This window comes from Nocardioides agri, assembly GCF_013778305.1.
GTDB classification, from domain to species: domain Bacteria; phylum Actinomycetota; class Actinomycetes; order Propionibacteriales; family Nocardioidaceae; genus Nocardioides; species Nocardioides agri.
Window position 1 is genome coordinate 36,939 of record NZ_JACEIC010000004.1, and the last position, 22,540, is coordinate 59,478.

General features: G+C 72.5%; 20 protein-coding genes. 7 read left to right on the forward strand and 13 right to left on the reverse strand.

All coding sequences use genetic code 11. The features are described from left to right. Position 1 precedes the first annotated feature (1 nt). The 7 genes from HZF07_RS22260 to HZF07_RS22290 form a co-directional block, all read right to left on the reverse strand. Positions 2-916, reverse strand: a complete 915-nt coding sequence (locus tag HZF07_RS22260) for a 2-hydroxyacid dehydrogenase (RefSeq protein ID WP_181645599.1) — start codon at positions 914-916, stop codon at positions 2-4. A gap of 9 nt (positions 917-925) precedes the next feature. Continuing rightward, positions 926-2,140, reverse strand: a complete 1,215-nt coding sequence (locus HZF07_RS22265; RefSeq protein ID WP_157339767.1) for a deoxyguanosinetriphosphate triphosphohydrolase — start codon at positions 2,138-2,140, stop codon at positions 926-928. A gap of 23 nt (positions 2,141-2,163) precedes the next feature. Continuing rightward, a complete protein-coding gene (locus HZF07_RS22270) occupies positions 2,164-3,030 on the reverse strand; it encodes an SH3 domain-containing protein (protein ID WP_181645600.1) in 867 nt (288 codons plus the stop codon). Between the two features lie 152 nt (positions 3,031-3,182). Continuing rightward, positions 3,183-4,334, reverse strand: a complete 1,152-nt coding sequence (gene dusB / locus HZF07_RS22275) for a tRNA dihydrouridine synthase DusB (RefSeq protein WP_157339768.1) — start codon at positions 4,332-4,334, stop codon at positions 3,183-3,185. 12 nt (positions 4,335-4,346) lie between these two features. Continuing rightward, positions 4,347-5,018 carry a hypothetical protein gene (locus HZF07_RS22280; RefSeq protein WP_157339769.1) on the reverse strand — a complete coding sequence of 224 codons (672 nt, stop codon included), beginning with the start codon at positions 5,016-5,018 and terminating at the stop codon, positions 4,347-4,349. A 26-nt stretch (positions 5,019-5,044) separates the two neighbouring features. Then, the gene (locus HZF07_RS22285) at positions 5,045-6,445 is read right to left on the reverse strand and encodes a glycine--tRNA ligase (protein ID WP_181645601.1); all 1,401 of its coding nucleotides are present in this window, start codon (positions 6,443-6,445) and stop codon (positions 5,045-5,047) included. Between the two features lie 37 nt (positions 6,446-6,482). Beyond that, positions 6,483-6,803: an antibiotic biosynthesis monooxygenase family protein gene (locus HZF07_RS22290; RefSeq protein ID WP_181645602.1), complete on the reverse strand. Its 321-nt coding sequence runs from the start codon at positions 6,801-6,803 to the stop codon at positions 6,483-6,485. 62 nt (positions 6,804-6,865) lie between these two features. On the opposite strand from HZF07_RS22290, the gene HZF07_RS22295 reads away from it, so the two are divergent. The 4 genes from HZF07_RS22295 to HZF07_RS22310 are packed head-to-tail and all read left to right on the forward strand — an operon-like array spanning position 6,866 to position 9,957. Continuing rightward, positions 6,866-7,729, forward strand: coding sequence for a metal ABC transporter substrate-binding protein (locus HZF07_RS22295; RefSeq protein ID WP_157339771.1), 864 nt, complete (start codon positions 6,866-6,868; stop codon positions 7,727-7,729). After that, positions 7,726-8,550: a metal ABC transporter ATP-binding protein gene (locus HZF07_RS22300; RefSeq protein WP_157339772.1), complete on the forward strand. Its 825-nt coding sequence runs from the start codon at positions 7,726-7,728 to the stop codon at positions 8,548-8,550. Before HZF07_RS22295 ends, HZF07_RS22300 begins: the two co-directional genes overlap by 4 nt. Continuing rightward, entirely contained in the window at positions 8,547-9,554 is a 1,008-nt protein-coding gene (locus HZF07_RS22305; protein WP_157339773.1) for a metal ABC transporter permease, read from the forward strand. The genes HZF07_RS22300 and HZF07_RS22305 overlap by 4 nt, the downstream gene beginning before the upstream one ends. Continuing rightward, positions 9,541-9,957 carry a Fur family transcriptional regulator gene (locus HZF07_RS22310; protein ID WP_157339774.1) on the forward strand — a complete coding sequence of 139 codons (417 nt, stop codon included), beginning with the start codon at positions 9,541-9,543 and terminating at the stop codon, positions 9,955-9,957. Before HZF07_RS22305 ends, HZF07_RS22310 begins: the two co-directional genes overlap by 14 nt. A gap of 12 nt (positions 9,958-9,969) precedes the next feature. Here HZF07_RS22310 and HZF07_RS22315 read toward each other — a convergent pair whose 3' ends face one another. The 4 genes from HZF07_RS22315 to HZF07_RS22330 all read right to left on the reverse strand — a co-directional run bounded on the left by HZF07_RS22315 (position 9,970) and on the right by HZF07_RS22330 (position 14,070). Further along, positions 9,970-10,749 (reverse strand): isoprenyl transferase, encoded by a 780-nt coding sequence (locus HZF07_RS22315; protein WP_181645603.1) that lies wholly within the window; start codon positions 10,747-10,749, stop codon positions 9,970-9,972. Between the two features lie 9 nt (positions 10,750-10,758). Beyond that, positions 10,759-12,381: a sensor histidine kinase gene (locus HZF07_RS22320; protein WP_157339775.1), complete on the reverse strand. Its 1,623-nt coding sequence runs from the start codon at positions 12,379-12,381 to the stop codon at positions 10,759-10,761. A gap of 83 nt (positions 12,382-12,464) precedes the next feature. Then, the gene (gene recO, locus HZF07_RS22325; RefSeq protein WP_181645604.1) at positions 12,465-13,190 is read right to left on the reverse strand and encodes a DNA repair protein RecO; all 726 of its coding nucleotides are present in this window, start codon (positions 13,188-13,190) and stop codon (positions 12,465-12,467) included. A 22-nt stretch (positions 13,191-13,212) separates the two neighbouring features. Further along, entirely contained in the window at positions 13,213-14,070 is an 858-nt protein-coding gene (locus tag HZF07_RS22330) for an alpha/beta fold hydrolase (RefSeq protein ID WP_157339776.1), read from the reverse strand. Positions 14,071-14,093: 23 nt separating this feature from the next. Here HZF07_RS22330 and HZF07_RS22335 point away from each other — a divergent pair, with 23 nt between their 5' ends. Continuing rightward, positions 14,094-16,877 carry an ATP-binding protein gene (locus HZF07_RS22335; RefSeq protein ID WP_157339777.1) on the forward strand — a complete coding sequence of 928 codons (2,784 nt, stop codon included), beginning with the start codon at positions 14,094-14,096 and terminating at the stop codon, positions 16,875-16,877. On the opposite strand, the gene leuA is transcribed toward HZF07_RS22335, so the two are convergent. Then, positions 16,864-18,567 (reverse strand): 2-isopropylmalate synthase, encoded by a 1,704-nt coding sequence (gene leuA, locus HZF07_RS22340; protein ID WP_157339778.1) that lies wholly within the window; start codon positions 18,565-18,567, stop codon positions 16,864-16,866. The two genes, HZF07_RS22335 and leuA, sit on opposite strands and share 14 nt — an antisense overlap. A gap of 345 nt (positions 18,568-18,912) precedes the next feature. Between leuA and HZF07_RS24225 the strand changes: the two genes are divergently transcribed. Both HZF07_RS24225 and HZF07_RS22350 read left to right on the forward strand, forming a co-directional pair. Next, the gene (locus HZF07_RS24225; RefSeq protein WP_232522977.1) at positions 18,913-20,148 is read left to right on the forward strand and encodes an HNH endonuclease signature motif containing protein; all 1,236 of its coding nucleotides are present in this window, start codon (positions 18,913-18,915) and stop codon (positions 20,146-20,148) included. Between the two features lie 664 nt (positions 20,149-20,812). Next, the gene (locus tag HZF07_RS22350) at positions 20,813-21,301 is read left to right on the forward strand and encodes a flavodoxin family protein (protein ID WP_181645605.1); all 489 of its coding nucleotides are present in this window, start codon (positions 20,813-20,815) and stop codon (positions 21,299-21,301) included. Here the strand turns inward: HZF07_RS22350 and HZF07_RS22355 are convergent. After that, positions 21,291-22,517 (reverse strand): glucose-1-phosphate adenylyltransferase family protein, encoded by a 1,227-nt coding sequence (locus tag HZF07_RS22355; protein WP_157339779.1) that lies wholly within the window; start codon positions 22,515-22,517, stop codon positions 21,291-21,293. The genes HZF07_RS22350 and HZF07_RS22355 overlap by 11 nt on opposite strands. Between the last annotated feature and the right edge of the window lie 23 nt (positions 22,518-22,540).

Genomic DNA, 22,540 nt, shown 5'->3' on the forward strand with positions numbered 1-22,540 from the left:
GTCAGTACGACCCGGACAGCACGTTCACAAGTTCCTCGCCCGCCGCGTAGCGGTGCAGCTGGTCGCGCACGAGCCGGTGGGCGCGCGGCCACATCGCGGTGCTCGCGCCGCCGACGTGCGGGGAGACGAGCAGGTTCGGCGCGTCCCACAGCGGGTGGTCGGCCGGCAGCGGCTCGACCTCGGCCACGTCGGTCGCGTAGTGGAGTCCCCCGCCGTGCAGCGCGGCGACGACGGCGTCGGTGTCGACGACCGCGCCACGGGCGACGTTGACCAATAGCGCGCCCTCCTTCATCGCTGCCAGGAAGGTCGCGTCGACCAGCCCGCGCGTCTCCTCGGTGAGCGGTACGACGAGCACGACGACGTCCGCGTCGGGCAGCAGGCGGGGCAGGTCCGAGATCGCGTGCACCGCCTCCCGGGCCGAGCGCGCCACCTTGACCACGTCGACCTCGAACGGCACGAGCCGCCGCTCGACGGCCTCGCCCACGGCGCCGTACCCGACGATCACCACCCGCTTGTCGGCCAGGGACTGGTGCCACCCGGTCTGCCAGTGGTGCCGGTCCTGGTCGCGCACGAAGCCGGGCACGCCGCGCAGGCTGGCCAGGGTGAGTGTCAGCGCGAGCTCGGCGGTCGAGGCGTCGTGGATGCCGCGGCCGGTGGCGAGCAGCACGCCCTCGGGCACGTGGGGCCGCACGTTGTCGACGCCGGCGGTCAGCGTCTGGAGGACCTCGAGCGAGGTCATCCGGGGCAGCACCTCCGCGACCCTCGGACCGACCTGGTAGGGCGGCACGTAGAACCGCACGTCGGCCACGCTGTCGGGCACGTGCTCGGTCGGGTCGACCACCTCGTAGCGCAGCCCCTCCGGCGGGTCGCCGAGCTCGGCGGGGTCGAAGGGCAGCCAGACGAGTCGCTCGGTCACGGCCGCAGCCTAGGCGCGTCCGGTGAGGGCGGCGTGCCGGGCGACCGCACTCTGGTCGGTCAGCGACGCGACCTGGTCGAGCACGACGCGCAGCCGGCCGGCGTCGTCGGCCGCGGCGCCCCAGTCGTCGGCGAACGGGCGGTCGAGCGCGTCCGGGCCGCGCTCCAGCAGCTCCGCCACCAGCTCCGCGAGCAGCTCGCGCTGCCGCTCCATCAGCGCGACCCGGTCGTCGGTGCGCATCACGTAGTGGGCGGCGATCCCCTTCAGCACCGCGATCTCGAGGCGGGTCCGCTGGGGGACGACCAGGTCGGCGGCGTGGCGGACGAGGGGCCCGTCCGCCGCGGCGAGCGTCGCGTGCTGCACGGCGCCGCAGAACCGGCCGATCAGGTCGCTGGTGAGGTTCTTGAGCGCCGCGAGCGAGCGCCGGCTCCCGTCGTACGGCGTGGCCGGCCAGCTGCCCACCGCGCGCAGGTCCGCGAGGGTGGCGTCGAGGGCGTCGTCGCCGGCGTGCGGCAGGTACCAGTCGCGGACCGTCTGCCAGACGGCCGCCGTGTCGAACGACGTGAGATCCACGCGGTCGGCGACGACGCCGTCCTCGACGTCGTGCACGGAGTAGGCGACGTCGTCGGCGAGGTCCATCACCTGCGCCTCGAGGCACTGCCGCTCGCCCGGCGCCCCGGTGCGCATCCAGTCGAAGACCGGCCGGTCGTCGGCGTAGACGCCGAACTTCACGGAGTGCGCGTCGGTGCGCGGCCAGGGGTACTTGGTGCACGCGTCGAGCGTCGCCCGGGTCAGGTTGAGCCCGGCGCCGTCGGTCTTGGCCTCCAGCCGGGTCAGCAGCCGGAGCGTCTGGGCGTTGCCCTCGAAGCCGCCGCAGGCCTCACCGACCTCGGCGAGCACGCGCTCCCCGTTGTGGCCGAACGGTGGGTGGCCGAGATCGTGCGCGAGGGCCGCGGTCTCCGCGATGTCGGGCTGGCTACCCAGCGCGCGGGACAGGTCGCGGGCCACCTGCGCGACCTCGAGGCTGTGTGTCAGCCGGTTGCGCACGAAGTCGTCGCTCTGCGGGCCGACCACCTGGGTCTTGGCGGCCAGCCGCCGGGAGGCTGCGGCGTGCACGACCCGGGCGCGGTCGCGCTCGAACGCGGTGCGGATCGGCGCGTCGACGCGCTTCGGTGGCTCGGGGACGAGGCGCTCGCGGGCGGCTTCGTCGTACAGGTCGTCCATCGGGGCAACCGTACTGAGTGGCGTCAGTAGGTCGCGACGTGCACGTGGTCGTAGTGGTTGGCGGTCGCCGAGCCGCGCGACGACATGCCCCGCCAGCCCTCGCCGGCCCGCTCCGGGGTCCAGATCCGCTGGCGCCACAGGATGTCGTAGAGGTTCAGCTCGCCGGCGTGCTGCTGGAGGAAGGCCGCGATCGCGTCGCCGAGCTCGACGTCGCTGGTCATGATGTCCAGCGCCCGGCCCGAGGAGTGCTCGCCGTGGCCGTCCCAGCCCCCGTACGACGTGATCTGCGGGAAGGCGTGGCACACCGACCGGTAGACGTAGACCGCGTTGTCGGTCAGGCCGCTCTCGACCGAGGGGTCCGGGCAGGGCTGCATGGAGAGTCCCGCCGCAGCAGCGACCGGCTTCTCGTCGGACAGGTAGCCGGCGGTGACCCACCGGGGCTCGCCGTCGACGACGACCTCGGTGCGGTCTGCCATCTTGCGGCCGGTGACGAGCACGCGCTTGCCCTCGGCGAGCTCGCCGAGGCGCTTGGCGTCCTCGCTGGGGGCGGCCCAGAGGTTGAGCGGGGCGGTCGTCCACAGCCGCGTGTCCGCGCGGCGGACGGCGAGCATGGTCGCGGTCTTCTTCGCGTTGCGGTCGACCGCGGCCTGGAGCTGACGACGCTCGGCGCGCGAGTCGAGCGCGGAGCGCGAGACGACGGAGTCGCGGTCGAGGGAGCCGGAGATGCTCGCGGCGTCCTCGGCGAGCAGGGTCCCGGGGTCGGGGTTGCTCGCCGCGACGCCGATCGCGACGACCGCCGCGGTCGCCACGAGGGCGAGCGGTGCGGCGACGGTGGCGGCACGGGGCAAGCGATGGGCAGCGGTTTCCCGCTTGTGGCGATGCTCTGCCACAGCGCTGATCCTTAGCTGTTTGCGATCTGGGCGGTGCCGCTGCCCGTCCGGACGCCCCGAGAAAAGGTCACGAAAAGGCAACGACCGGTCGAGTCAACCACACGGGTGGGAGCGTTCCGAATCGCGGGTCCGGGATCCGGCCGTGTTCCTGCTCACCCGCCGGAGGTGTCGTGCGCGTCCTCGTCGATGGCGCAACCGGCCCCGTCGGCGTCGTCGAGCCAGCCCTCGGGGAGCACCACCCGCTGGCGCGGCGAGCCCTGGCGGCCGCGCGGCGCGCCGAGCTCGCTGACCGGGAACGGCTCCGTCGGGTCGAGGTCCGCGAGCAGCGCGTCGAGGTCGGCGAGCGTGGAGACCAGCCCGAGCGAGCGGCGCATCTCGCCGCCGGCGGCGAAGCCCTTGAGGTACCAGGTGACGTGCTTGCGGAACTCCTTGCAGCCCCGCTCCTCGCCCATGTGCTGGCAGAGCAGCTTGGCGTGCCGGCGCATCATCGCGATCACCTCGCCGAGCGTCGGCAGTGTCGCGACCTGCTCACCGCGGAAGGCGGCGGCCAGGTCGCGGAAGAGCCACGGCCGGCCCAGGCAGCCGCGGCCGACGACGACGCCGGCTGCCCCGGTCTGCTCGACCATCCGCAGCGCGTCGCCGGCCTCCCAGATGTCGCCGTTGCCGAGCACCGGGATGTCGACGTGGTCCACGAGCGCGCCGATCGCGTCCCAGTCGGCGGTGCCGGAGTAGGCCTGCGAGACCGTGCGGCCGTGCAGCGCGATCGCGGCACAGCCGCTCTCCTGGGCGATCCGGCCCGCGTCGAGGTAGGTCAGGTGGTCGTCGTCGATGCCCTTGCGGGTCTTCATCGTGACCGGCACGTCGTACGGCGTGGCCGCGGCGACCGCGTGCTCGAGGATGTCGGCGAGCAGCCCGCGCTTCCACGGCAGCGCGCCGCCGCCGCCCTTGCGGGTGACCTTGGGCACCGGGCAGCCGAAGTTGAGGTCGATGTGCGCGACGCCGTACTCGGCGCAGAGGATCTCGGCGGCCTTGCCGACGTAGACGGGGTCGGTGCCGTAGAGCTGCACGGAGCGCACGGTCTCGAGCTCGTCGAAGACGAGCATGTCCTTGGTGTGCTGGTCGCCCTCGACGAGGCCGCGGCTGGTGATCATCTCGCACACGTAGAGGCCCGCACCCTGCTCGGCGCAGAGCCGGCGGTAGGCCGCGTTGGTGATCCCGGCCATCGGCGCGAGCACCACCGGCACGTCGACCGTCAGCGACCCCAGGGTCAGGCCCTGGGTCGGCGGGCTGGTCGGTGCGGACATGCCGCACATTGTCTAACGCTTGTTCTTCTTCTTCGAATTCGCGGGCTTCGGCGGGACGTACTTCTCCACGTCACCGGTCCAGTAGATCGGGTCGAACGTCTCCTCGGGGCGGAAGCTCACGGCTTCGAGCGACCCGTGGTCGGGCGCGAGGTAGACCAGGCACACGTCGGCCTCCGCGCCGGGGGTGAAGCCCTTCGGCAGGGGCGTGCTCGGGCACGGCTCGAAGGAGCTCGCGAACGGCGTGGCCTCGAGCAGCAGGTCGTCCTCGTTGACCGCGTAGAGCGGCACCGGGCGGCGGCTCAGGTCGGTCTCGCCGACGTTCTTCGCGGCCACGTGCACGAAGTACGGGGTGGACGCCTCCTGCTGCGGGGTGAGCTGCCAGGCCGACATCGTCTTGCGGGTCGTCGTCTCCTCGAGCTTGGTGACCGTCAGCTCGAGCACGCCGACCAGATCCTGCCGCGGCTCGTAGGCGACCACGGCGGTGTCCCCGACCTTGAGGTGGGTGCCCTGCGGGGTCAGCTCCACCCCGTCCGGCACGGGCAGGTACGGCGTCGCGCTGCCGGTGTCCGTCGGCCCGGAGGACTCCGCCGCGGGGTCCGGGTCGCCGTCGTCGGCGCAGCCCGTCAGCACCGCGGCGGCCAGCGTGAGGGCCACGGCGGCGCGCCCGAGCGATCGGCGGATCATGCCGACATCATGCCTGCGGACCGGGCTCAGCAGCCGACGAAACGCTCGGCGAAGTAGGACACGACCCCGTCGAGGCCGATCCGCTCCTGGCCCATGGTGTCGCGCTCCCGGACCGTCACCGCGTGGTCGTCGAGCGTCTCGAAGTCGACGGTCACGCAGTAGGGCGTGCCGATCTCGTCCTGGCGGCGGTAGCGACGGCCGATCGCCCCGGAGTCGTCGAAGTCGACGTTCCAGCCCGCGCTGCGCAGCTGCATCGCGAGGTCCTTGGCCTTCGGCGACAGGTCCGCGTTGCGCGAGAGTGGCAGCACGGCGACCTTGACCGGCGCCAGGCGCGGGTCGAGCTTGAGCACGGTGCGCTTGTCGACGCCGCCCTTGGTGTTGGGGGCCTCGTCCTCGGTGTAGGCGTCGACCAGGAAGGTCATCAGGCTGCGCGAGAGGCCGGCGGCCGGCTCGATGACGTAGGGCGTGTAGCGCTCGTTGTTGGCCTGGTCGAAGTAGGACAGGTCCTGGCCGGAGTGCTTGGCGTGGGTCGAGAGGTCGAAGTCGGTGCGGTTCGCGATGCCCTCGAGCTCACCCCACTCCGAGCCGGCGAACCGGAAGCGGTACTCGATGTCGACGGTGCGCTTGGAGTAGTGGCTGAGCTTCTCCTGCGCGTGCTCGTAGTGGCGCAGGTTGTCGGGGTCGATGCCGAGGTCGACGTACCACTTGGTGCGCTCGTCGATCCAGTACTGGTGCCACTCCTCGTCCTCGCCCGGCTTGACGAAGAACTCCATCTCCATCTGCTCGAACTCGCGGGTGCGGAAGATGAAGTTGCCCGGCGTGATCTCGTTGCGGAAGCTCTTGCCGATCTGCGCGATGCCGAACGGCGGCTTCTGCCGGCTCGAGGTCACCACGTTGGCGAAGTTGACGAAGATGCCCTGCGCGGTCTCGGGGCGCAGGTAGTGGAGGCCCGACTCGTCCTCGATGACGCCGAGGTAGGTCTTGAGCAGGCCGGAGAACTGGCGCGGCTCGGTCCAAGCGCCGCGGACGCCGCAGTTGGGGCAGGCGACCGTCGCGAGGTCGACCGCGTCGGGGTCGTCGAGGCCCTTCTTCTCCGCGATCTCCTCCTGGAGGTGGTCGGCGCGGAACCGCTTGTGGCACGACTGGCACTCGGTCAGCGGGTCGGTGAAGGTGTCGACGTGGCCGCTGGCCTCCCACACCTGGCGGGGCAGGATGATCGAGGAGTCGAGGCCGACCATGTCGTCGCGCATGGTGACCATGGACTTCCACCACTGCCGCTTGATGTTCTCCTTGAGCTCCACGCCGAGCGGGCCGTAGTCCCAGGCGGAGCGGGTGCCGCCGTAGATCTCACCGCAGGGGTAGACGAAGCCGCGGCGCTTGGCGAGCGAGACGACGTGGTCGACGGTGGACGGCGGCGGCTTGGCCACGGTGGCTCCTATGGTCAGCGGTTGAGCTCGGAAGCCCTCAGCCTATCGACCGCGCGCCACCGACATTCAGGGTGGTCTCGGGCTCGACCTGCTCGTAGGCCGACGGCTCCTCGACGGCCCGCGACAGCGTGGCGACGGCCCGCAGCTTCACGTCGTAGGACGAGAGCGCGCGGCGATAGCTGCCGACGTTCTCCCACCGCGTGCTGAGCACCCACAGCTCCGGGTCGTCCACGTTGCGACCGAGCTCGCCCCCGACGTACCCGGCGCACGCCGCCAGCGCCTCCCGGGCGGTCTGCAGGTCGACGCGGAAGGACTCACCCTCGGCGACGGGGACGCGGAACCGGTTCACGACGAGCACGGGGCGAGCGTAGCCCGACCACGAGTTGACAATCGTTCTCAATTGATCTGAGAATCATTCTCATGAAGTCCCCCGTTGCCGTCGCGGCCGTCTCCCTGCTGGCGCTCAGCGGGTGCGCGGCGTTCACCGACGACTCGGTCGGGCTCGACAACGGCGTCCAGGTCGCGGCCGCCTTCTACCCGCTGCAGTACGTCGCCGGCCGCGTGGCCGGCGAGCACGCCGAGGTCACGAACCTGGCCTCCGCCCAGGGCGAGCCGCACGACCTGGAGCTGACCCCCCAGGAGACCGCCGAGGTCGCCCAGTCCGACCTGGTCGTCTACGAGCACGGCTTCCAGCCGGCGGTGGACGAGGCCGTCGACACCAACGCGGCGGGCGTGACGCTCGACGTCGCGGACGTCGTCGAGGTGCGGCCGGCAGACCCGCACTTCTGGCAGGACCCCCTGCTGATGGCCGAGCTCGGCGACGCCGTCGCCGCGGAGCTCGGCGAGATCGACCCCGCCCACGCCGCCGACTACCGCGCCAACGCGGCCGAGCTGCGCACCGACCTCGAGACGCTCGACGCGGCGTACGCCGACGGCCTCGCGCGGTGCGACCGGCACACGGTGGTGGTGTCGCACGCGGCGTTCGGCTACCTCGACCGCTACGGCCTGGAGTTCGAGCCCATCGCCGGCCTCTCCCCCGACTCCGAGCCCACCCCGGCGGACCTCGCGCACCTCCAGGAGGTGATCGAGGACGACGGCATCACGACGGTGTTCTACGAGTCGCTCGTCAGCCCGGAGATCGCCGAGCAGCTGGCCGCCGACACCGGCGCCCAGGTCGCGGTGCTCGACCCGGTCGAAGGGCTCACCGACGACACCGCCGACGAGGACTACCTTTCCCTGATGGAGGCCAACCTGGCCGCGCTCGAGGAGGCGAACGGCTGTTGACCGACCCCACCCCTGAGCCCGTCGTCGAGCTGCGCAACGGCGCGGTCGCCATCGCGGGCCGCCCGATCCTGCGACACATCGACCTCACCGTCCGGTCCGGCGAGTTCGTCGCCCTCATGGGCGCCAACGGGTCCGGCAAGTCGACCCTCGTCCGCGCGCTCACCGGCCTGTGGCCGCTGGCGAACGGCTCGCTGCAGCTGTTCGGCACGCCGTTCGGGTCCTTCCACGACTGGCGGCGGGTCGGCTTCGTGCCGCAGCGCGGCGGCGCCGCGTCCGGCGTGCCCGCCTCCGTGTGGGAGGTCGTCGCGTCCGGCCGGCTCACCCACCGCAGGCTGCTCCGCCCGCTGGCCCGCGCCGACCGGGCCGCGATCGCGGAGGCGCTCGACGTGGTGGGGCTCGCGCACCGCAGCCGGGAGAGCGTGTCCGCGCTCTCCGGGGGTCAGCAGCAGCGGGTGCTGATCGCCCGCGCCCTCGCGGGCGACCCGGAGCTGTTCTTCCTCGACGAGCCGACGGCCGGCGTGGACCTGCCCAACCAGCAGGTGCTGGCCGACACGCTCGCGACGCTCTCGAGCCGCGGCGCGACGATCGTGCTGGTCGCCCACGAGCTCGGCCCGATGGCGCCGCTGATCGACCGCGCCGTGGTGATGCGCGACGGCCGGGTGGCCTACGACGGACCGCCGCTCGCCAGCGAGCAGGTCGCCACCGCGCACCTCCACGAGCACGAGCTCCACGAGCACGGCCACCATCACCACCACGCCGAACCGGAGCGCCACGACCACGCCCCGCACATCGCCTCGCCGATCGAGGGGGACCACCGATGAGCGACTACCTCGACCTGCTCGGCCTGCCGTTCATGCAGCGCGCGATCCTGGCCGCCGTCTTCACCGGCCTCGCCGCCCCGGCGATCGGCACCTACCTCGTGCAGCGGCGGATGGCGCTCATGGGTGACGGCATCGGCCACGTCGCCGTCACCGGCGTCGCGATCGGCCTGCTGACCGGCGCCTCCCCCACGTGGACGGCCGTGCTCGTCGCGATCGCCGGCGCCATCGCCATCGAGGTGATCCGCGAGCGCGGGCACGCGAACGGCGACGTCGCGCTCGCGCTCCTCTTCTACGGCGGCCTCGCCGGCGGCGTCCTCATCACCGGGCTCGCGAACGAGAGCGGTGGCCGGCTCAACACCTACCTCTTCGGCTCGATCACCACGATCTCCGTCGACGACGTGCTCGCCGTGATGGTGCTCGCCGCCGTCGTCGTGGCGATCTGCGTGGGCCTGGCGCCACAGCTGTTCGCGGTCGCGCAGGACCAGGAGTTCGCCCGCGTGGCCGGGCTGAACGTCCGCTTCTACAATCTGCTCGTCGCCGTGCTGGCCGCGGTCAGCGTGACGGTCGCGATGCGCACCGTCGGGCTGCTGCTGGTCTCCGCGCTCATGGTGGTGCCGGTCGCGACCTCCCAGCAGCTCACCCGGTCGTTCCGCACCACGCTGACCGCGGCGATGCTGCTCGGCACGCTCGCGTCGGTGGGCGGGCTGCTGCTCTCGGCGTACCTCTCCGCGCACGCGCGGGTCGCCCCCGGGCCGACGATCGTGCTGCTGGCGCTGGCCGGCTTCGCGCTGGCCTGGCCGGCCGGCGTGCTGCTGCGCCGCCGGCGCCGGCTGCGGCAGCCCTTCCCTGTCGTCGCGAGCGCCGCGCACCAGACGATCGACGTCCACCCCCACGAGCACGGGGATGACTGCGGCCACGTCGCGGTGCCGCACGGCGACCACGTCGACTACGTGCACGACGGCCACCGGCACGCCGCCCACGGGAGGCACTATGACGAGCACTGACGCGAGCCCGCCGCCCCCGAACCCGCCGCTGCGCCCCACCCGGCAGCGGCGAGCGGTGGTCGAGGCGATGGCCTCCTTCGCCGACTTCCGCTCCGCCCAGGAGATCCACGAGCTGCTCGGGCAGCGCGGCGAGGCGGTGGGCCTGGCCACCGTCTACCGCACCCTCCAGCGGCTCGCCGAGGCCGGCGAGGTCGACGTGCTGCGGACCGAGGACGGCGAGGCGATCTACCGCCGCTGCTCCGACACGCACCACCACCACCTGGTGTGCCGGGCCTGCGGCGCGACCGTCGAGGTCGAGGGTCCGGCGGTCGAGCGCTGGACCCGCAGCATCGCCGGCGAGCACGGGTACGCCGACGTCAGCCACACGCTGGAGATCTTCGGGACCTGCGCCGCCTGCCGCTAGGCGCGGCGTCGGTCACGTGGCGTTGGGCAGCGCCCCGCCGTACCGCCGGTCGCGGCGGGCGTAGGTGTCGATCGCCTGCCAGAGATGGCGACGGTCGACGTCGGGCCAGAGCACGTCGGTGAACACGAGCTCGGCGTACGCCGCCTGCCAGAGCATGAAGTTGGACAGCCGCTGCTCCCCCGACGTCCGCCAGACCAGGTCGGCGTCGGCGACCTCGGGCACGTAGAGGTGCTTGGCGAACGTCTTCTCGCTGATCTTGTCGGGGTCGAGCCGGCCGGCAGCGACCTCGCGGCCGATGGCGCGGGCGGCGTCGGCGAGCTCCGACCGGCCGCCGTAGTTGACGCACATCGTCAGCGTGAGGACGTCGTTCTTGCGGGTGAGCTCCTCGGCGACGCGGAGCTCCTCGATCACCGACTTCCACAGCCGGGGGGCGCGGCCGGCCCAGCGGACCCGGACGCCGAGCTCGTGCATCTCGTCGCGGCGGCGTCGGATCACGTCCCGGTTGAAGCCCATCAGGAACTTCACCTCGTCCGGGGAGCGGCTCCAGTTCTCGGTCGAGAACGCGTACGCCGAGATCGCCTTCACGCCGATCTCGATGGCGCCCTCGACCACGTCGAACAGCGAGTGCTCGCCCTGCTCGTGACCCTTGGTGCGGGGCAGGCCTCGCTCCTTGGCCCAGCGGCCGTTGCCGTCCATCACGATCGCGACGTGGTTGGGGACGAGGTCCTTGGGGATCGCGGGAGGTCGAGCCCCGGAGGGGTGGGGCGTCGGTCGTCGTACGGCGCGTCTCACAGACGCACCCTAGACGTCCTCCCCGAGCGGCAGGACGACGCGGAAGGTGCTGCCCTCCCCGAGCCTGCTGGCCACCTCGACCTTGCCGCCGTGCGCCTCGACGATCGTGCGGGTGATCGCCAGTCCGAGGCCGAGCCCCTGGATGGCGTGCTCGGCCGCCTCCTGGGTGCGGTAGAACCGGCCGAAGACGAGAGGCAGGTCCTCCTCGCGGATGCCGATGCCGCTGTCGCTGACGACCAGCTCGGCCTGGTCGCCGCACCGGGTCAGCCGGACCTCGGCCCGACCGCCGGCCGGGGTGTACTTGATCGCGTTGGAGACCAGGTTGTCGACCACCTGGCCGATCCGGGTGCAGTCCAGGTCCCCGGGCACGGGGTCGTCGTCGGGCAGCACCAGCCGCAGGTCGACCTGGGCAGCGGCGGCGTGCGGCTTGGCGGCCACGACGACCTCGGCCACGACGTCGGCGAGCAGGCACGGGGCGAGCTCGACGCGCATCCCGGTGCCAGCGACCTGGGTCGCCTCGAGCAGGTCGTCGACCAGCAGCTTCAGCCGGTCGGTGCTGCGGCTGATGACCGCGAGCTGCCGGTCGACCTGCTCGGGCAGGTCCTCGCGCTCGCTCAGGATGCTGACGTAGCCGTAGATCGAGGTGAGCGGGGTCCGCAGCTCGTGCGAGACCAGGCCGATGAACTCGTCCTTGACGCGCAGGGCGCGCATCAGCTCGGTGACGTCCTGGTAGGCCAGCGCGGACCCGGTGCGGCGGCCGTTCTCGTCGTAGACGTTGCGGGCGTTGACGGCGAGCGCCCGGCGGGCCGACGGCACCTCGCCGACCCAGATCCGGAGGCCGTCGAACTCCTCGCCGCGACCACCGCGGACGCTCGGCAGCTCGTCGAGCGCGATAGGGTGGGCGCAGTCGGCGGGGTAGACGTGCCCGACCGGGTCCTCGACACCCTGCGGGAGCCGCAGCTCGTAGAGCTCCCGCATGCGGGTGTTGGTGAAGACGCGCTCACCGGTCACGTCGACCAGCTGCAGTCCGACGTCGACCGCTCCGACCAGCGCGTCGATCCGCCGGCGCTGACGCTCCACCTCCGCGAGTGCGGCGCGCTCCCGCCTGCGCGCGGCGTACGCCATGTCGAGCCAGACCGAGATCGCGGCGGCCGACAGCATCGCCACGAACGGGAGCGGGAGGACCTGGGCCACGGTGCCGTCGTCGTTGCCGTGCGCGAGGATCGCCGGCAGCACGACCAGGACGGTCGTCGCGCCGCCCGCCGCGGGCACCGACCACCACCGCAGGTAGCGGGCGAAGGCGAGGGCCGGCAGCACCACCAGCGGCAGCGTGCCGACGTCGAGGTCCAGTGCCGAGACGCCCAGGATGCCGGTCGCAGCGAGGGCCATGCCCGCGATCAGCCAGCGCGGGTTGCCGACCCGTGGCGTGACGGCGAGCACCACCAGGATCGCGACGCCCCCGAGGCCGAGCGCCAGCCAGGCCGAGAGCGGCACGTGGTCCCAGCCCTCCAGAGGCACCCCGCTGAGCAGCGAGATGGCGAGCAGCAGGACGAACCCGATCTGGAGCGTGCGCGGGTCCAGGCCGGCGCGTCGCCAGGCGCGCCGGCGCGCGGCGCCCTTCGACTCCAGCATCGGTGCCCTCTCCCCCAGGTGTGCTCTGCTCCGGGCGTTGAAATCGGCCTCCCAGGCCCGGTCCTGAGGGGTTGGCGCGTGAGTCACCGCACCACGTGCGGCATCGACTTCAGGCCCCGCTCGAGGTGCCAGGCGAGGTACGCCGCCACCAGCGTGCCCGCCTCCTTGAGGTGCCGCGCGTCGGCGAGGTCCACGACCGGCCAGTCGCCGGTGAGCAGCGCACCGAGCACCGCGACGGTCTCGGGCGCCGGCCCGGCGGACCCGGGGACGCGGCAGGTGGTGCAGAGCATCCCGCCCATGGACGGGTTGAACCAGCGGTGCGGCCCTTCCAGGCCGCAGCGCGCGCAGTGCTCGAACGACGGCGCGTATCCGGCGACCGAGAGCGAGCGGAGCAGGTAGGAGTCGAGCACCTGGCCGGCGCCGTGCTCCCCCGCCGTCATCGCGCGCAGCCCGCCGACGAGCAGCAGGAACTGCTGGACCGCCGGCTGACGCTCCTCCGGCACCAGCCGGTCGGCGGTCTCGAGCATCACCGTGCCGGCGGTGTAGCGGTCGTAGTCGACGCCGAGGCCCTTCCCGAACGGCGTGAGCGTCTCGGCCTGCGTGATCGTGTCGAGGTTGCGTCCCTCGGCGAGCTGCAGGTCGACGTGGGTGAACGGCTCCAGCCGCGACCCGAACCTCGAGGTCGTGCGCCGGACCCCCTTGGCCACCGCCCGGACCCGGCCGTGCTGACGGGTCAGCAGCGTGACGATGCGGTCGGCCTCACCCAGCTTGTGGGTGCGCAGCACGATCGCCTCGTCACGGTAGAGCACTCACCAATTGTGCCGCGCGGGCTCAGGAACTCGTACGCCGGCGGCGGCGTGGCGTCCGCCAGCACCGGGTCGCGAGGTCCACGGCGGCCTCGTCGAGCCGCGCGGGACGCAACCGCCACTCCAGCGGCGACCGAGCGCGCACCAGGGTCGCATCGGGCATCTCCCCCGCGAGCATCTCGGCGTCGGCCATCGACCGCACCGGGTCCACCGGGTGGCCGACGACCAGGGCCGGGACCGTGATCCTCCGGCGCTCGGCCGCCGAGGGAGCCGCGCGGCCGAAGAGGGCGCCGTGCACCAGCGCCGCCAGCGGGGCCGGTCGCTGGTCGCAGGCGTCGAGGGCCACGCCGGCCCAGAAGGGCACCACCCCGCGCGGCACCGGCCGGGTCACCCGACGTACGGCGCTCACCGCCAGCGGCAGGAACCGCGCCGTGAGCAGCAGCGGGCCGAAGGTGAGGATCCCCGCCTCGACGCCGTTGTCGAGGATCGGCGCCTCGAGGATCAGGCCGCGGACCCGGGTCGGCGCGATCGCGGCGGCCTCCAGGGCGACGTTGGCGCCGAGGGACACGCCCCCGACGACGGCCTGTGTCGCGCCGAGGTGGTCGAGGAGAGCGACGACCTGCTGGGCAAATGCCGTGACCGAGTAAGACTGGGGGTCCGCCGGCCGATCAGAACGACCGTGACCGAGTGGATCGAGGCTGACGACGTGCAGGCCGGCGCCGGCGAGCACCCGCGCCAGGGGCTGCTGCATGCGCCGGGGCATCAGCTCGCCGGGCACCAGCACCACCCAGGCGTCGCCCGCGCCGTACTCGGTGTACTCCAGCCGGTCGCGGCCCGCGTCGCCCTCGACGAAGAACTGCCCGATCCGCTCCGACACCAGCATGTCCTCACCCTAGGCTGACCATCATGTCGATGTCGGGTCGCGGGCCGATCTCGTGGCCGTGGGCACTGGTGCTGCTGGCCGCGGTGTTCGCCGCGGACGTGGCCGCCGTCGTCCTCGCCCCGGACGGGCCGACCGCGACCTGGTGGCCCGGCTCCGGCATCTCGATCGCGCTCCTCGTCCTCGCCAGCAGGCGCTCGTGGTGGTGGCTGGTGCCCGCGATCGCCGCCGTCACCGTGGCGGCGAATCTGGCCGGCGACCGCCCGGTCGACCTCGCGTTCTGGTACGCCGTGGCGAACGCCGTCGAAGCGCTCGTGGTCGCGTGGTTCCTGCGCCGCCACGACGACCGACGGCCGACGCTCGCCACGCTCGACGACTTCGTCGGCCTCGTGATGGGCGCGCTGCTGGGCGGCCTCGTCATGGCGGCGCTCGCGGCCACCGGCATCGCCCTCCTCGACGACGGCTCGATGCTCGCCAGCTTCCGCTCCGTGTTCGTCTCGCACTCCGCCTCGACGCTGGTGATCCTGCCGCTGGCGATGGCTCCAGCCCGACGGCTCCCGCGCTCGACCGCCTGGGAGGTGGGCGTCCAGGCGACCGCGCTCGCCGCGGTCACGCTCCTGGTCTTCTGGCCGGGCCAGACGCTGACCACGGAGTTCCTGCCGCTGCCGCTGCTGGTATGGGCGGCGATCCGGTTCGGCACGTTCGTCGTGGCCGTCGAGCTCTTCGTGTTCGCGGTGACGGTGACGTTCATGAGCGCGGCCGGCAACGGCCCGTTCGGGTTCGACTACGAGCGCGGCGCGGTCGACGCCTTCGGGATGGGCGCCGTGGTGCAGGCCTACATCCTGGCCGCCGCCCTGATGTCCTTGCCGCTCGCGATCGGCGTCGAGCAGCGCCGCCGCCTCCTCGACCGGACGACGGCCAGCGAGCGGCTCTTCCGGCACAACTTCACCGAGTCGGTCGTCGGCATGCTGCTCATGCGCAGCAGCGGACCGCACCTCCTCGAGATCACCGACATGAACGACGCCGCCGCCCGCCTGCTGGGCCCGCCCGCGGAGACGGTGGGCCGCGGCCTCGGCGACCTGCTGGACACCTCCGAGCCCCTCGACCTGGTCGCCACCCGGATCCTCACGGGGACGCTCGAGGGCTGGCGCGCCCAGGTCGGCGTCCGCGGCCGGCCCGAGACGCGGGTCAACGTCGCCGTGTCGCTGATCGCGACCCGGCCGGAGCCGATGTTCGCCGCGCAGCTGCTCGACGTGACCACCGAGCACGAGGCGCGCCGCCGGCTCGAGGCGGCCGAGCGGCTCACCAGCGCCACGCTGGACACCACCAACGCGCTGATCATCGTCTGCGACCTGTACGGCGAGGTGGTGCGCACCAACCGGGCGACGACCGCGATCAGCGGCTTCCCCGAGGAGGCCATCCTCGGGTCCGAGGTCTGGGAGTTGCCGTTCATGCCGCCGGGCTCGAGCGGCTACCCGACCGGCCTGCCGGAGGACGTCCACGCCCAGATCAGCCGGGAGACCGGGCTGATCACCAGCAGCGGCGAGCGTCGCCAGGTGCTGTGGAACGCCAGCTACGTGTGCGACGACCGCGACCGCGCCCTCAACATCGTGCTCACCGGCATCGACCTGACTGGCGAGCGGACCGCAGCGGGCCTGAACCGGCACCTGCTCGAGGCCGCGATGACCACGGCGCTGATCGGCATTGATCCCCGCGGCCGGATCACGGTCTTCAACACCGGCGCCGTCAACCTGCTCGGGTACGACGCGCAGGACACCGTCGGCACGTCGTTCATCGACCTGCTCGACCCCGACCAGGTCGCGGCCCGCTGCCCCGGCGAGACCCCCGAGGAGTGCTTCGCGCGGCTGGTCGCCGGCGTCGAGACCGACCGGGAGACCCCGGCCCGCGACTGGACCTGGCTCGGCAGCGACGGCCGCCGGCACACGATCTCGATGACGCTCAGCATGGCGGCCGACACGGTCGCCGCCCGGCTCGGCTACCTCTGCGTCGGTCGCGACGTGACCGAGGCGCGCGCCAGCCAGGAGCTCCTCGTCGCGGCGCTCGAGAAGGAGCGGGTCGCGGTCGACCGGCTCCGCCAGCTCGACACCGCGAAGAGCGAGTTCGTGTCCACGGTCAGCCACGAGCTGCGGACGCCGGTCTCCAGCATCGTCGGCTACACCGAGATGCTGCAGGACGGGTCGGTCGACGAGCCCACGCCGACCCAGCGCCGGCTGCTCGGCAGCATCGAGCGCAGCGGCCGCCGGCTGATCGCGCTCTGCGAGGACCTGCTCACCCTCGCCGGCCTGGACGCCGGTGCCACCAACTGGGACCGCGCGCACGTCGACCTCGCCGAGCTCGTGACGTCGGCCGAGGAGGCGATCCGGCCGCTGCTCTCCGGCCGCGAGCTGACCGTGACCTTCGATGCTCCCGGGCCCGTGGTGGTGCTCGGCGACCGCCGGCAGCTCGACCGGGTGCTGATCAACCTGCTCAGCAACGCCGTGAAGTTCACCGAGGACGGCGGCCGGGTCGAGTGCCGGGTGCAGCGCTCCGGCGACGACGCGCTGCTCGTGGTCACCGACAACGGCGTCGGCATCCCCGAGGAGGAGCAGTCGGGTCTCTTCCAGCGCTTCTTCAGGTCCTCGACCGCCCAGCAGCGCGCGATCCCGGGCACCGGGCTGGGCCTCTCGATCGTCGCGGCGACGGTCGCTGCCCACGGCGGGCGGATCGAGGTGCGATCCGCCCACCTGGAGGGCACGACGTTCGCCGTGCGGCTGCCGCTGGCGCGGCTCGCCGGCGTCAGGACCGGTTGACCGCGCTGATCACGGCCTTGAGCGAGGCCGTGACGATGTTGGCGTCGATCCCGACGCCCCAGTAGACCTGGTCGCGCACGAGGCACTCGACGTACGCCGCCGCCACGGCGTCACCGCCGGCGGAGAGCGCGTGCTCGGCGTAGTCGAGCACGCGCACGTCCCAGTCGTGCGGGAGCTCGTTGATCGCAGCGACGAACGCGGCGATCGGGCCGTTGCCCACGCCGTGGAGCGAGGTGAGCTCGCCGTCGACGTACACGTTGACGTCGAGGGCGTCCTTCTCCCCCGCGGCCGAGGAGGTGTGCACGGAGTTGAGCTTCAGCGGCGCCTCGCGGTCGAGGTACTCGGCGCGGAAGATGCCCCAGATCTCGTCGGAGCTGAGCTCGCCGCCCTCGGCGTCGGTGCGCTCCTGGATGACCCGGCTGAACTCGATCTGGGCGCGGCGCGGCAGGTCGAGCTTGTGCTCGGCCTTGAGCAGGTAGGCGACGCCGCCCTTGCCGGACTGGCTGTTGACGCGGATGACCGCCTCGTAGGTGCGGCCGACGTCGCGGGGGTCGATCGGCAGGTACGGCGCCTCCCACGGAAGCGTGCCGACGTCGACGCCCTGCTCCTCGGCCTGGCGGTCGAGGTCCTCGAGGCCCTTCTTGATCGCGTCCTGGTGCGAGCCCGAGAACGCCGTGTAGACCAGGTCACCCGCGTAGGGGTGCCGCGGGTGGACCGGCAGGTTGGTGCAGTACTCGACCGTGCGCCGGATCTCGTCGATGTCGGAGAAGTCGACCATCGGGTCGACACCCTGGCTGAAGAGGTTCATGCCCAGCGTCACCAGGTCGACGTTGCCCGTGCGCTCGCCGTGCCCGAAGAGGCAGCCCTCGACACGGTCGGCACCGGCCATCATCGCGAGCTCGGTCGCGGCGACCGCCGTACCGCGGTCGTTGTGCGGGTGCAGCGAGATCACCGTGCTCTGGCGCCGGGTGAGCTGGCGGCCGAACCACTCGATCTGGTCGGCGTACACGTTGGGCGTCGCGACCTCGATCGTGGCCGGCAGGTTGAGGATGATCTCCCGGCCGTCCTCGGGCTGCCACACGTCGCTGACCGCCTCGCAGACCTCGACCGAGAACGGCAGCTCGGTGCTGGTGAAGATCTCCGGGCTGTACTCGTAGCCGATCACGGTCATGTCGAGGTAGGCCTCGCCGTGCTTCATGACCAGCTCGGTGCCGCGGACCGCGATGTCCTTGATCTCGTCCTTGCTGGCGCGGAAGACCACGCGGCGGAAGAGCGGCGCCAGCGCGTTGTAGAGGTGGATGTTGGCGCGGGGCACGCCGACCAGCGACTGCACGCTGCGCTCGATGAGGTCCTCGCGCGCCTGCGTCAGCACCGAGATCGTCACGTCGTCGGGGATGTGGTCGCCCTCGATGAGCTGGCGCACGAACGCGAAGTCGGTCTCGCTCGCGCTCGGGAACCCGACCTCGATCTCCTTGTAGCCCATCCGCACGAGGAGGTCGAACATCTTCATCTTGCGGGCCGGGCTCATCGGGTCGATGAGCGCCTGGTTGCCGTCGCGCAGGTCGGTGCTGAGCCACCGGGGCGCCTCGGTGATCGTGCGCGTCGGCCAGGTGCGGTCCGGCAGGTCGATCGGCGGGAACGGGCGGTAGCGGTGCACCGGCATCCCGCTGGGCTTCTGCTGGGGAATCATGAGGTCCTCGCTGGGTTGGGGCTCTGGCTCTGGAGGCCGGCGCACGCGATCACTCCGCAGCGAGGAGGTCCGGCTGGGTCAGACCTCGCTGCGGCAGCGAAGGAGGAGGCTGCGCATCATGACGCGCTCACCATAGCCCAGGTGGTTCTGGCCGTGCCTCGTGTTGTCCGGGTTGCGGACCGGCTGGTCGGTGTCGGTTGGCTGCGGGCGGTCTGGGGCGCGGACCGACAGGCAGCTACGGGACGATGCGGGCGCGGGCCGGCCTCGCCTGCCGGCTCGCGACAGGCGCCGAGAAAAGATGTTCCGAACACTAGAACATACGATCGAATAGATGTAGAATGTGGTATGGCCCGCCGCACCGCGACTCTCACCGATCCGGTGCTGGCGGCTGCCCGCGACGCCGCTCACGCGGAGGTGGTGGCGGCGGCGCGGAAGTTCGAGCTGGCCGCGACCTGGGCGGCGATGCATCCGGCTCCGGTCACCGACCCGGTGGTCACCGCGACCGGGGTGGTGGAGATGTACGGCGACCAGCCCGTCACCCTGGCCGGTGAGGGTGCGCCGGGCATGTCGGAGTTCGCGGTCGCCGAGTTCGCGGCCGCGATCGGCATCTCGACCCGTGCCGGGCGGGACCTGATCGGTGCGGCGCTGGAGTGCCGGCACCGGCTGCCTCGGGTCTGGGCGCGGGTGATGGCTGGTGAGGTGCCGGTGTGGAAGGTCCGCCGGCTGACCGAGCAGACCCACCGCCTCCCGATGACCGGCGCCGCCTACGTGGATCGGCACCTGGCGCCGGTGCTGGACTCGTGCTCGTTCGCGCAGATCGAGCGGGCCGTGGAGACCGCGTGCGCCCAGACCGAGGACGAGAAGGCCGAGCTCGACCGCCTGGACGCCGCCGCCACCGAGTTCTTCCAGGTCCGGTTGGGCGATGCGCACCTCAACAACGGCCGGGTGCCGGTCGACGGGCTGCTGGACTACCCGGTCGCCCTGGCCCTGGAGCAGGCGCTCCAGGCCGGCTCCCATCACCTGCTGGCCGAGCACCCCGAGCTCACGCTGGATCAGCGCCGTGCCCTGGCGCTCGGCCACCTCGCCGCCGGGAGTGCTGGTGTCGCGGAGGTCGTGGTCTATGCCCACCACACCCCGGCCGAGGGCCACGGCATCGTCGACGTCGAGAAGCTCGGCCACACCACCACCGAGCAGCTCACCGACTGGTGCCGCCACCTCGCCACCCGCGTGACCATCCGCCCGGTCCTCGACCTGGACGCCGAGCTCACCACCGACTGCTACGCCCCCACCGTGCTGCAGCGGGAGCAGGCGGTCCTGACCAACCCGACCTGCGTGTTCGCCCACTGCGCCCGGTCCGCGCAGGGCTGCGACCTCGACCACATCGAACCCTGGGATCCCACCGGTGCCGGCGGCGCGACGACGTCGTGGAACCTCGCGCCCCTGTGTCGCCTGCACCACCGGATGAAGACCCACGGCCACTGGACCTACCGACGCCTGAGTCGGACGCGGTTCGAGTGGACCAGCCCCTCCGGTGACCTCTACGACGTCGACCGCACCCTCACCAGACGACGAACCCGCTGACCCTCACCCCACCCGCTTCGGTTGGTGGGGCCACAGTCATGTCCGTCGTGTTCTCTCGGCGGTGACCACAGCACCCGGGCCCCAGCGAACCCGCCAGCCGGGCCCCGGGCCGCCACCACCGTTCCGACGAGCCAAGCGACCGCAACCACGCGTCTCGTCCCCGCGTCACCGCCGGCGACCCCAGACCACCGCAGCGCTACGCAGATCGGACCAGGTCCGTGGGCCGGCTGCCTGTCACCGGCCGGCCGGTGGTGCATTCGTCGTGTTCCCTCTCGGCGGTGACCACAGCACCCGGGCCCCAGCGAACCCGCCGGCCGGGCGACGGCCGCCACCACCGTTCCGACGAGCCAAGCGACCGCAACCACGGATCCCGTCCCCGCGTCACCGACGGTGACCACAGACCGCCGCAGCGCTACGCAGATCGGACCAGGTCCGTCCGCCGGCCGCCAGGCGAAGCCGACGACCGCGTCGTCGGCCTCGTCGGTGGCCACCACCAGCCGGTAGCCGTCGCGCGCGGCATGCCGGTCGAAGAGCTCCGAGCGCCACGTGGCGTAGTCGGCGAAGTCCCCGAAGACCTGGTCGTAGCAGGGCCACACGGCAGCGGCGAGAGAGAGCGCCTCGTCGCCGCGCAGCGACCTGACAGACACCGTGACAGGCTAGCGCCGTGGCGAGACTGCTGGTGGTGCACCACTCCCCCGCGCCGATGATGTCCGCGCTGACCGAGGCGGTGATCGCAGGGGCGCACGACGACGAGGTCGAGGGCGTCGAGGTGGTGGTGCGGCAGGCGCTGGAGGCGAGCGCGGCGGACGTGCTCGCGGCCGACGGCTACCTGCTCGGGACGACGGCCAACTTCGGCTACATGAGCGGGGCGCTCAAGCACTTCTTCGACACCATCTTCCTCGAGGCGGGCGGCGCGCTGTCCGACGACGGGTCGGCGTCGGCGGGCGCCCGGCAGGGCAAGAGGCCGTACGGGCTGTGGGTGCACGGGCGCTACGACACGACGGGCGCGGTGCGGTCGGTGCAGTCGATCGTCGGCGCGCTGCCGTGGGTGCCGGCGGCGGCGGTGCTCGAGGTGCTCGGCGACGTGACCGAGGAGCACCGCGAGGCGGCCTACGAGTTGGGCGGCACGCTCGCCGCGCTGCTCACGCCGTAGTGCCGGGCTCCAGCCGGGCTCCGCGGTCGAGCACGGTGCCGGGCGCGATGCGCGAGCCGCGGCCGACGAGGACGATCTCGTCGGAGTCGTCCGGGTCGGTGTCGGGGCTGCCGACCTCGGCGCCGGCGCCGATCACGCAGTCGCGGTCGACGATCGCCCAGTCCAGGCGAGCCCCCTCCTCGACGACGGTGTCCTCGAAGACCACCGAGTCGCGGACGAGCGCACCCGGCCCGACCACGACTCCCGGGCCGAGGACGCTGCGGATCACCGTGCCCTGGACGAGCGCTCCCGGAGACACCAGGCTGTCCGCGAGCCGGGCTCCCTCCGCGACCCGGGCGGCGTGCCGCTGGGGCTGGTGCCCGAGCACCGGCCAGTCCGGGTCACCGAAGACGCCGAGGTCGCTGGTCAGCACGTCGTGGTGCGCGGCGAGGTACTTGTGCGGCTGGCCGAGGTCCTTCCAGTAGCCGTCGATCGGGTGCGCGACGACCGTGCCGCGCTCCATCAGCCGCGGGACCAGGTGCTCCCCGAAGTCGCCCAGGCCGGTGTCGCCCGCCTCGGCGTCGGCGCCCAGCTCGCGGTGCAGCTCCTCGAGCGTCGCGACCAGGGTCGCGACGTCGTACACGAAGATCTCCGCCGCCACGGTCCCGGTCGTAGGCCGGGCCGGCTTGTAGTCGAACGACGTCACGCGGCCGTCGTCGTCGGTCTCGACGGTCGCGTGGTCGCCCGCCTCCTCGAGCGGGACGGTCGCCGTGACGATCGTGCAGTCGGCGCCGGCGCGGCGGTGGGTGGCGACGGCCGCCATCATGTCGAACCGGTAGACGTGGTCGGCGCTGCACACCACCAGGACCTCGGGGTCGTCGGCGACCACCTGGTCGCGGATCCGGTAGAGCACGTCCGCGTTGCCGTGGGCGAAGCCGTCCTCGTCGGTGCCGCCGGTGCCCTCCTCGGGCATCAGCAGGCGCAGCCCGCCGCGGTTGCGGTCGAGGTCCCACGGGCGCCCGTTGGCGACCTGCTCGCCGAGGTCGGCGCCCTGGTACTGCACCGAGAGCCAGACGTCGCTGATGCCGCTGTTGGCGAGGTTCGACAGGGGGATGTCGACGAGGCGGTAGACGCCCGCGAACGGCAGCACCGGCTTGGCCCGCTCCCGGGTGAGCACGTCCATGCGCGAGCCGGAGCCACCGGCCTGGACGAGGGCGAGGACGTGTTGCCGGGTCATGCCTCCGACCGTGCCCTCCCCAC

Excerpts from the sequence above, each read along its gene's own strand:
- HZF07_RS22265 (WP_157339767.1), bottom strand. The coding sequence starts at position 2,140 with ATGGACGACCTGTACGACGAAGCCGCCCGCGAGCGCCTCGTCCCCGAG.
- dusB (WP_157339768.1), bottom strand. The coding sequence starts at position 4,334 with ATGTCCGCACCGACCAGCCCGCCGACCCAGGGCCTGACCCTGGGGTCG.
- HZF07_RS22280 (WP_157339769.1), bottom strand. The coding sequence starts at position 5,018 with ATGATCCGCCGATCGCTCGGGCGCGCCGCCGTGGCCCTCACGCTGGCC.
- HZF07_RS22295 (WP_157339771.1), top strand. The coding sequence starts at position 6,866 with ATGAAGTCCCCCGTTGCCGTCGCGGCCGTCTCCCTGCTGGCGCTCAGC.
- HZF07_RS22305 (WP_157339773.1), top strand. The coding sequence starts at position 8,547 with ATGAGCGACTACCTCGACCTGCTCGGCCTGCCGTTCATGCAGCGCGCG.
- HZF07_RS22310 (WP_157339774.1), top strand. The coding sequence starts at position 9,541 with ATGACGAGCACTGACGCGAGCCCGCCGCCCCCGAACCCGCCGCTGCGC.
- HZF07_RS22320 (WP_157339775.1), bottom strand. The coding sequence starts at position 12,381 with ATGCTGGAGTCGAAGGGCGCCGCGCGCCGGCGCGCCTGGCGACGCGCC.
- HZF07_RS22330 (WP_157339776.1), bottom strand. The coding sequence starts at position 14,070 with ATGCTGGTGTCGGAGCGGATCGGGCAGTTCTTCGTCGAGGGCGACGCG.
- HZF07_RS22335 (WP_157339777.1), top strand. The coding sequence starts at position 14,094 with ATGTCGATGTCGGGTCGCGGGCCGATCTCGTGGCCGTGGGCACTGGTG.
- leuA (WP_157339778.1), bottom strand. The coding sequence starts at position 18,567 with ATGATTCCCCAGCAGAAGCCCAGCGGGATGCCGGTGCACCGCTACCGC.
- HZF07_RS24225 (WP_232522977.1), top strand. The coding sequence starts at position 18,913 with ATGGCCCGCCGCACCGCGACTCTCACCGATCCGGTGCTGGCGGCTGCC.
- HZF07_RS22355 (WP_157339779.1), bottom strand. The coding sequence starts at position 22,517 with ATGACCCGGCAACACGTCCTCGCCCTCGTCCAGGCCGGTGGCTCCGGC.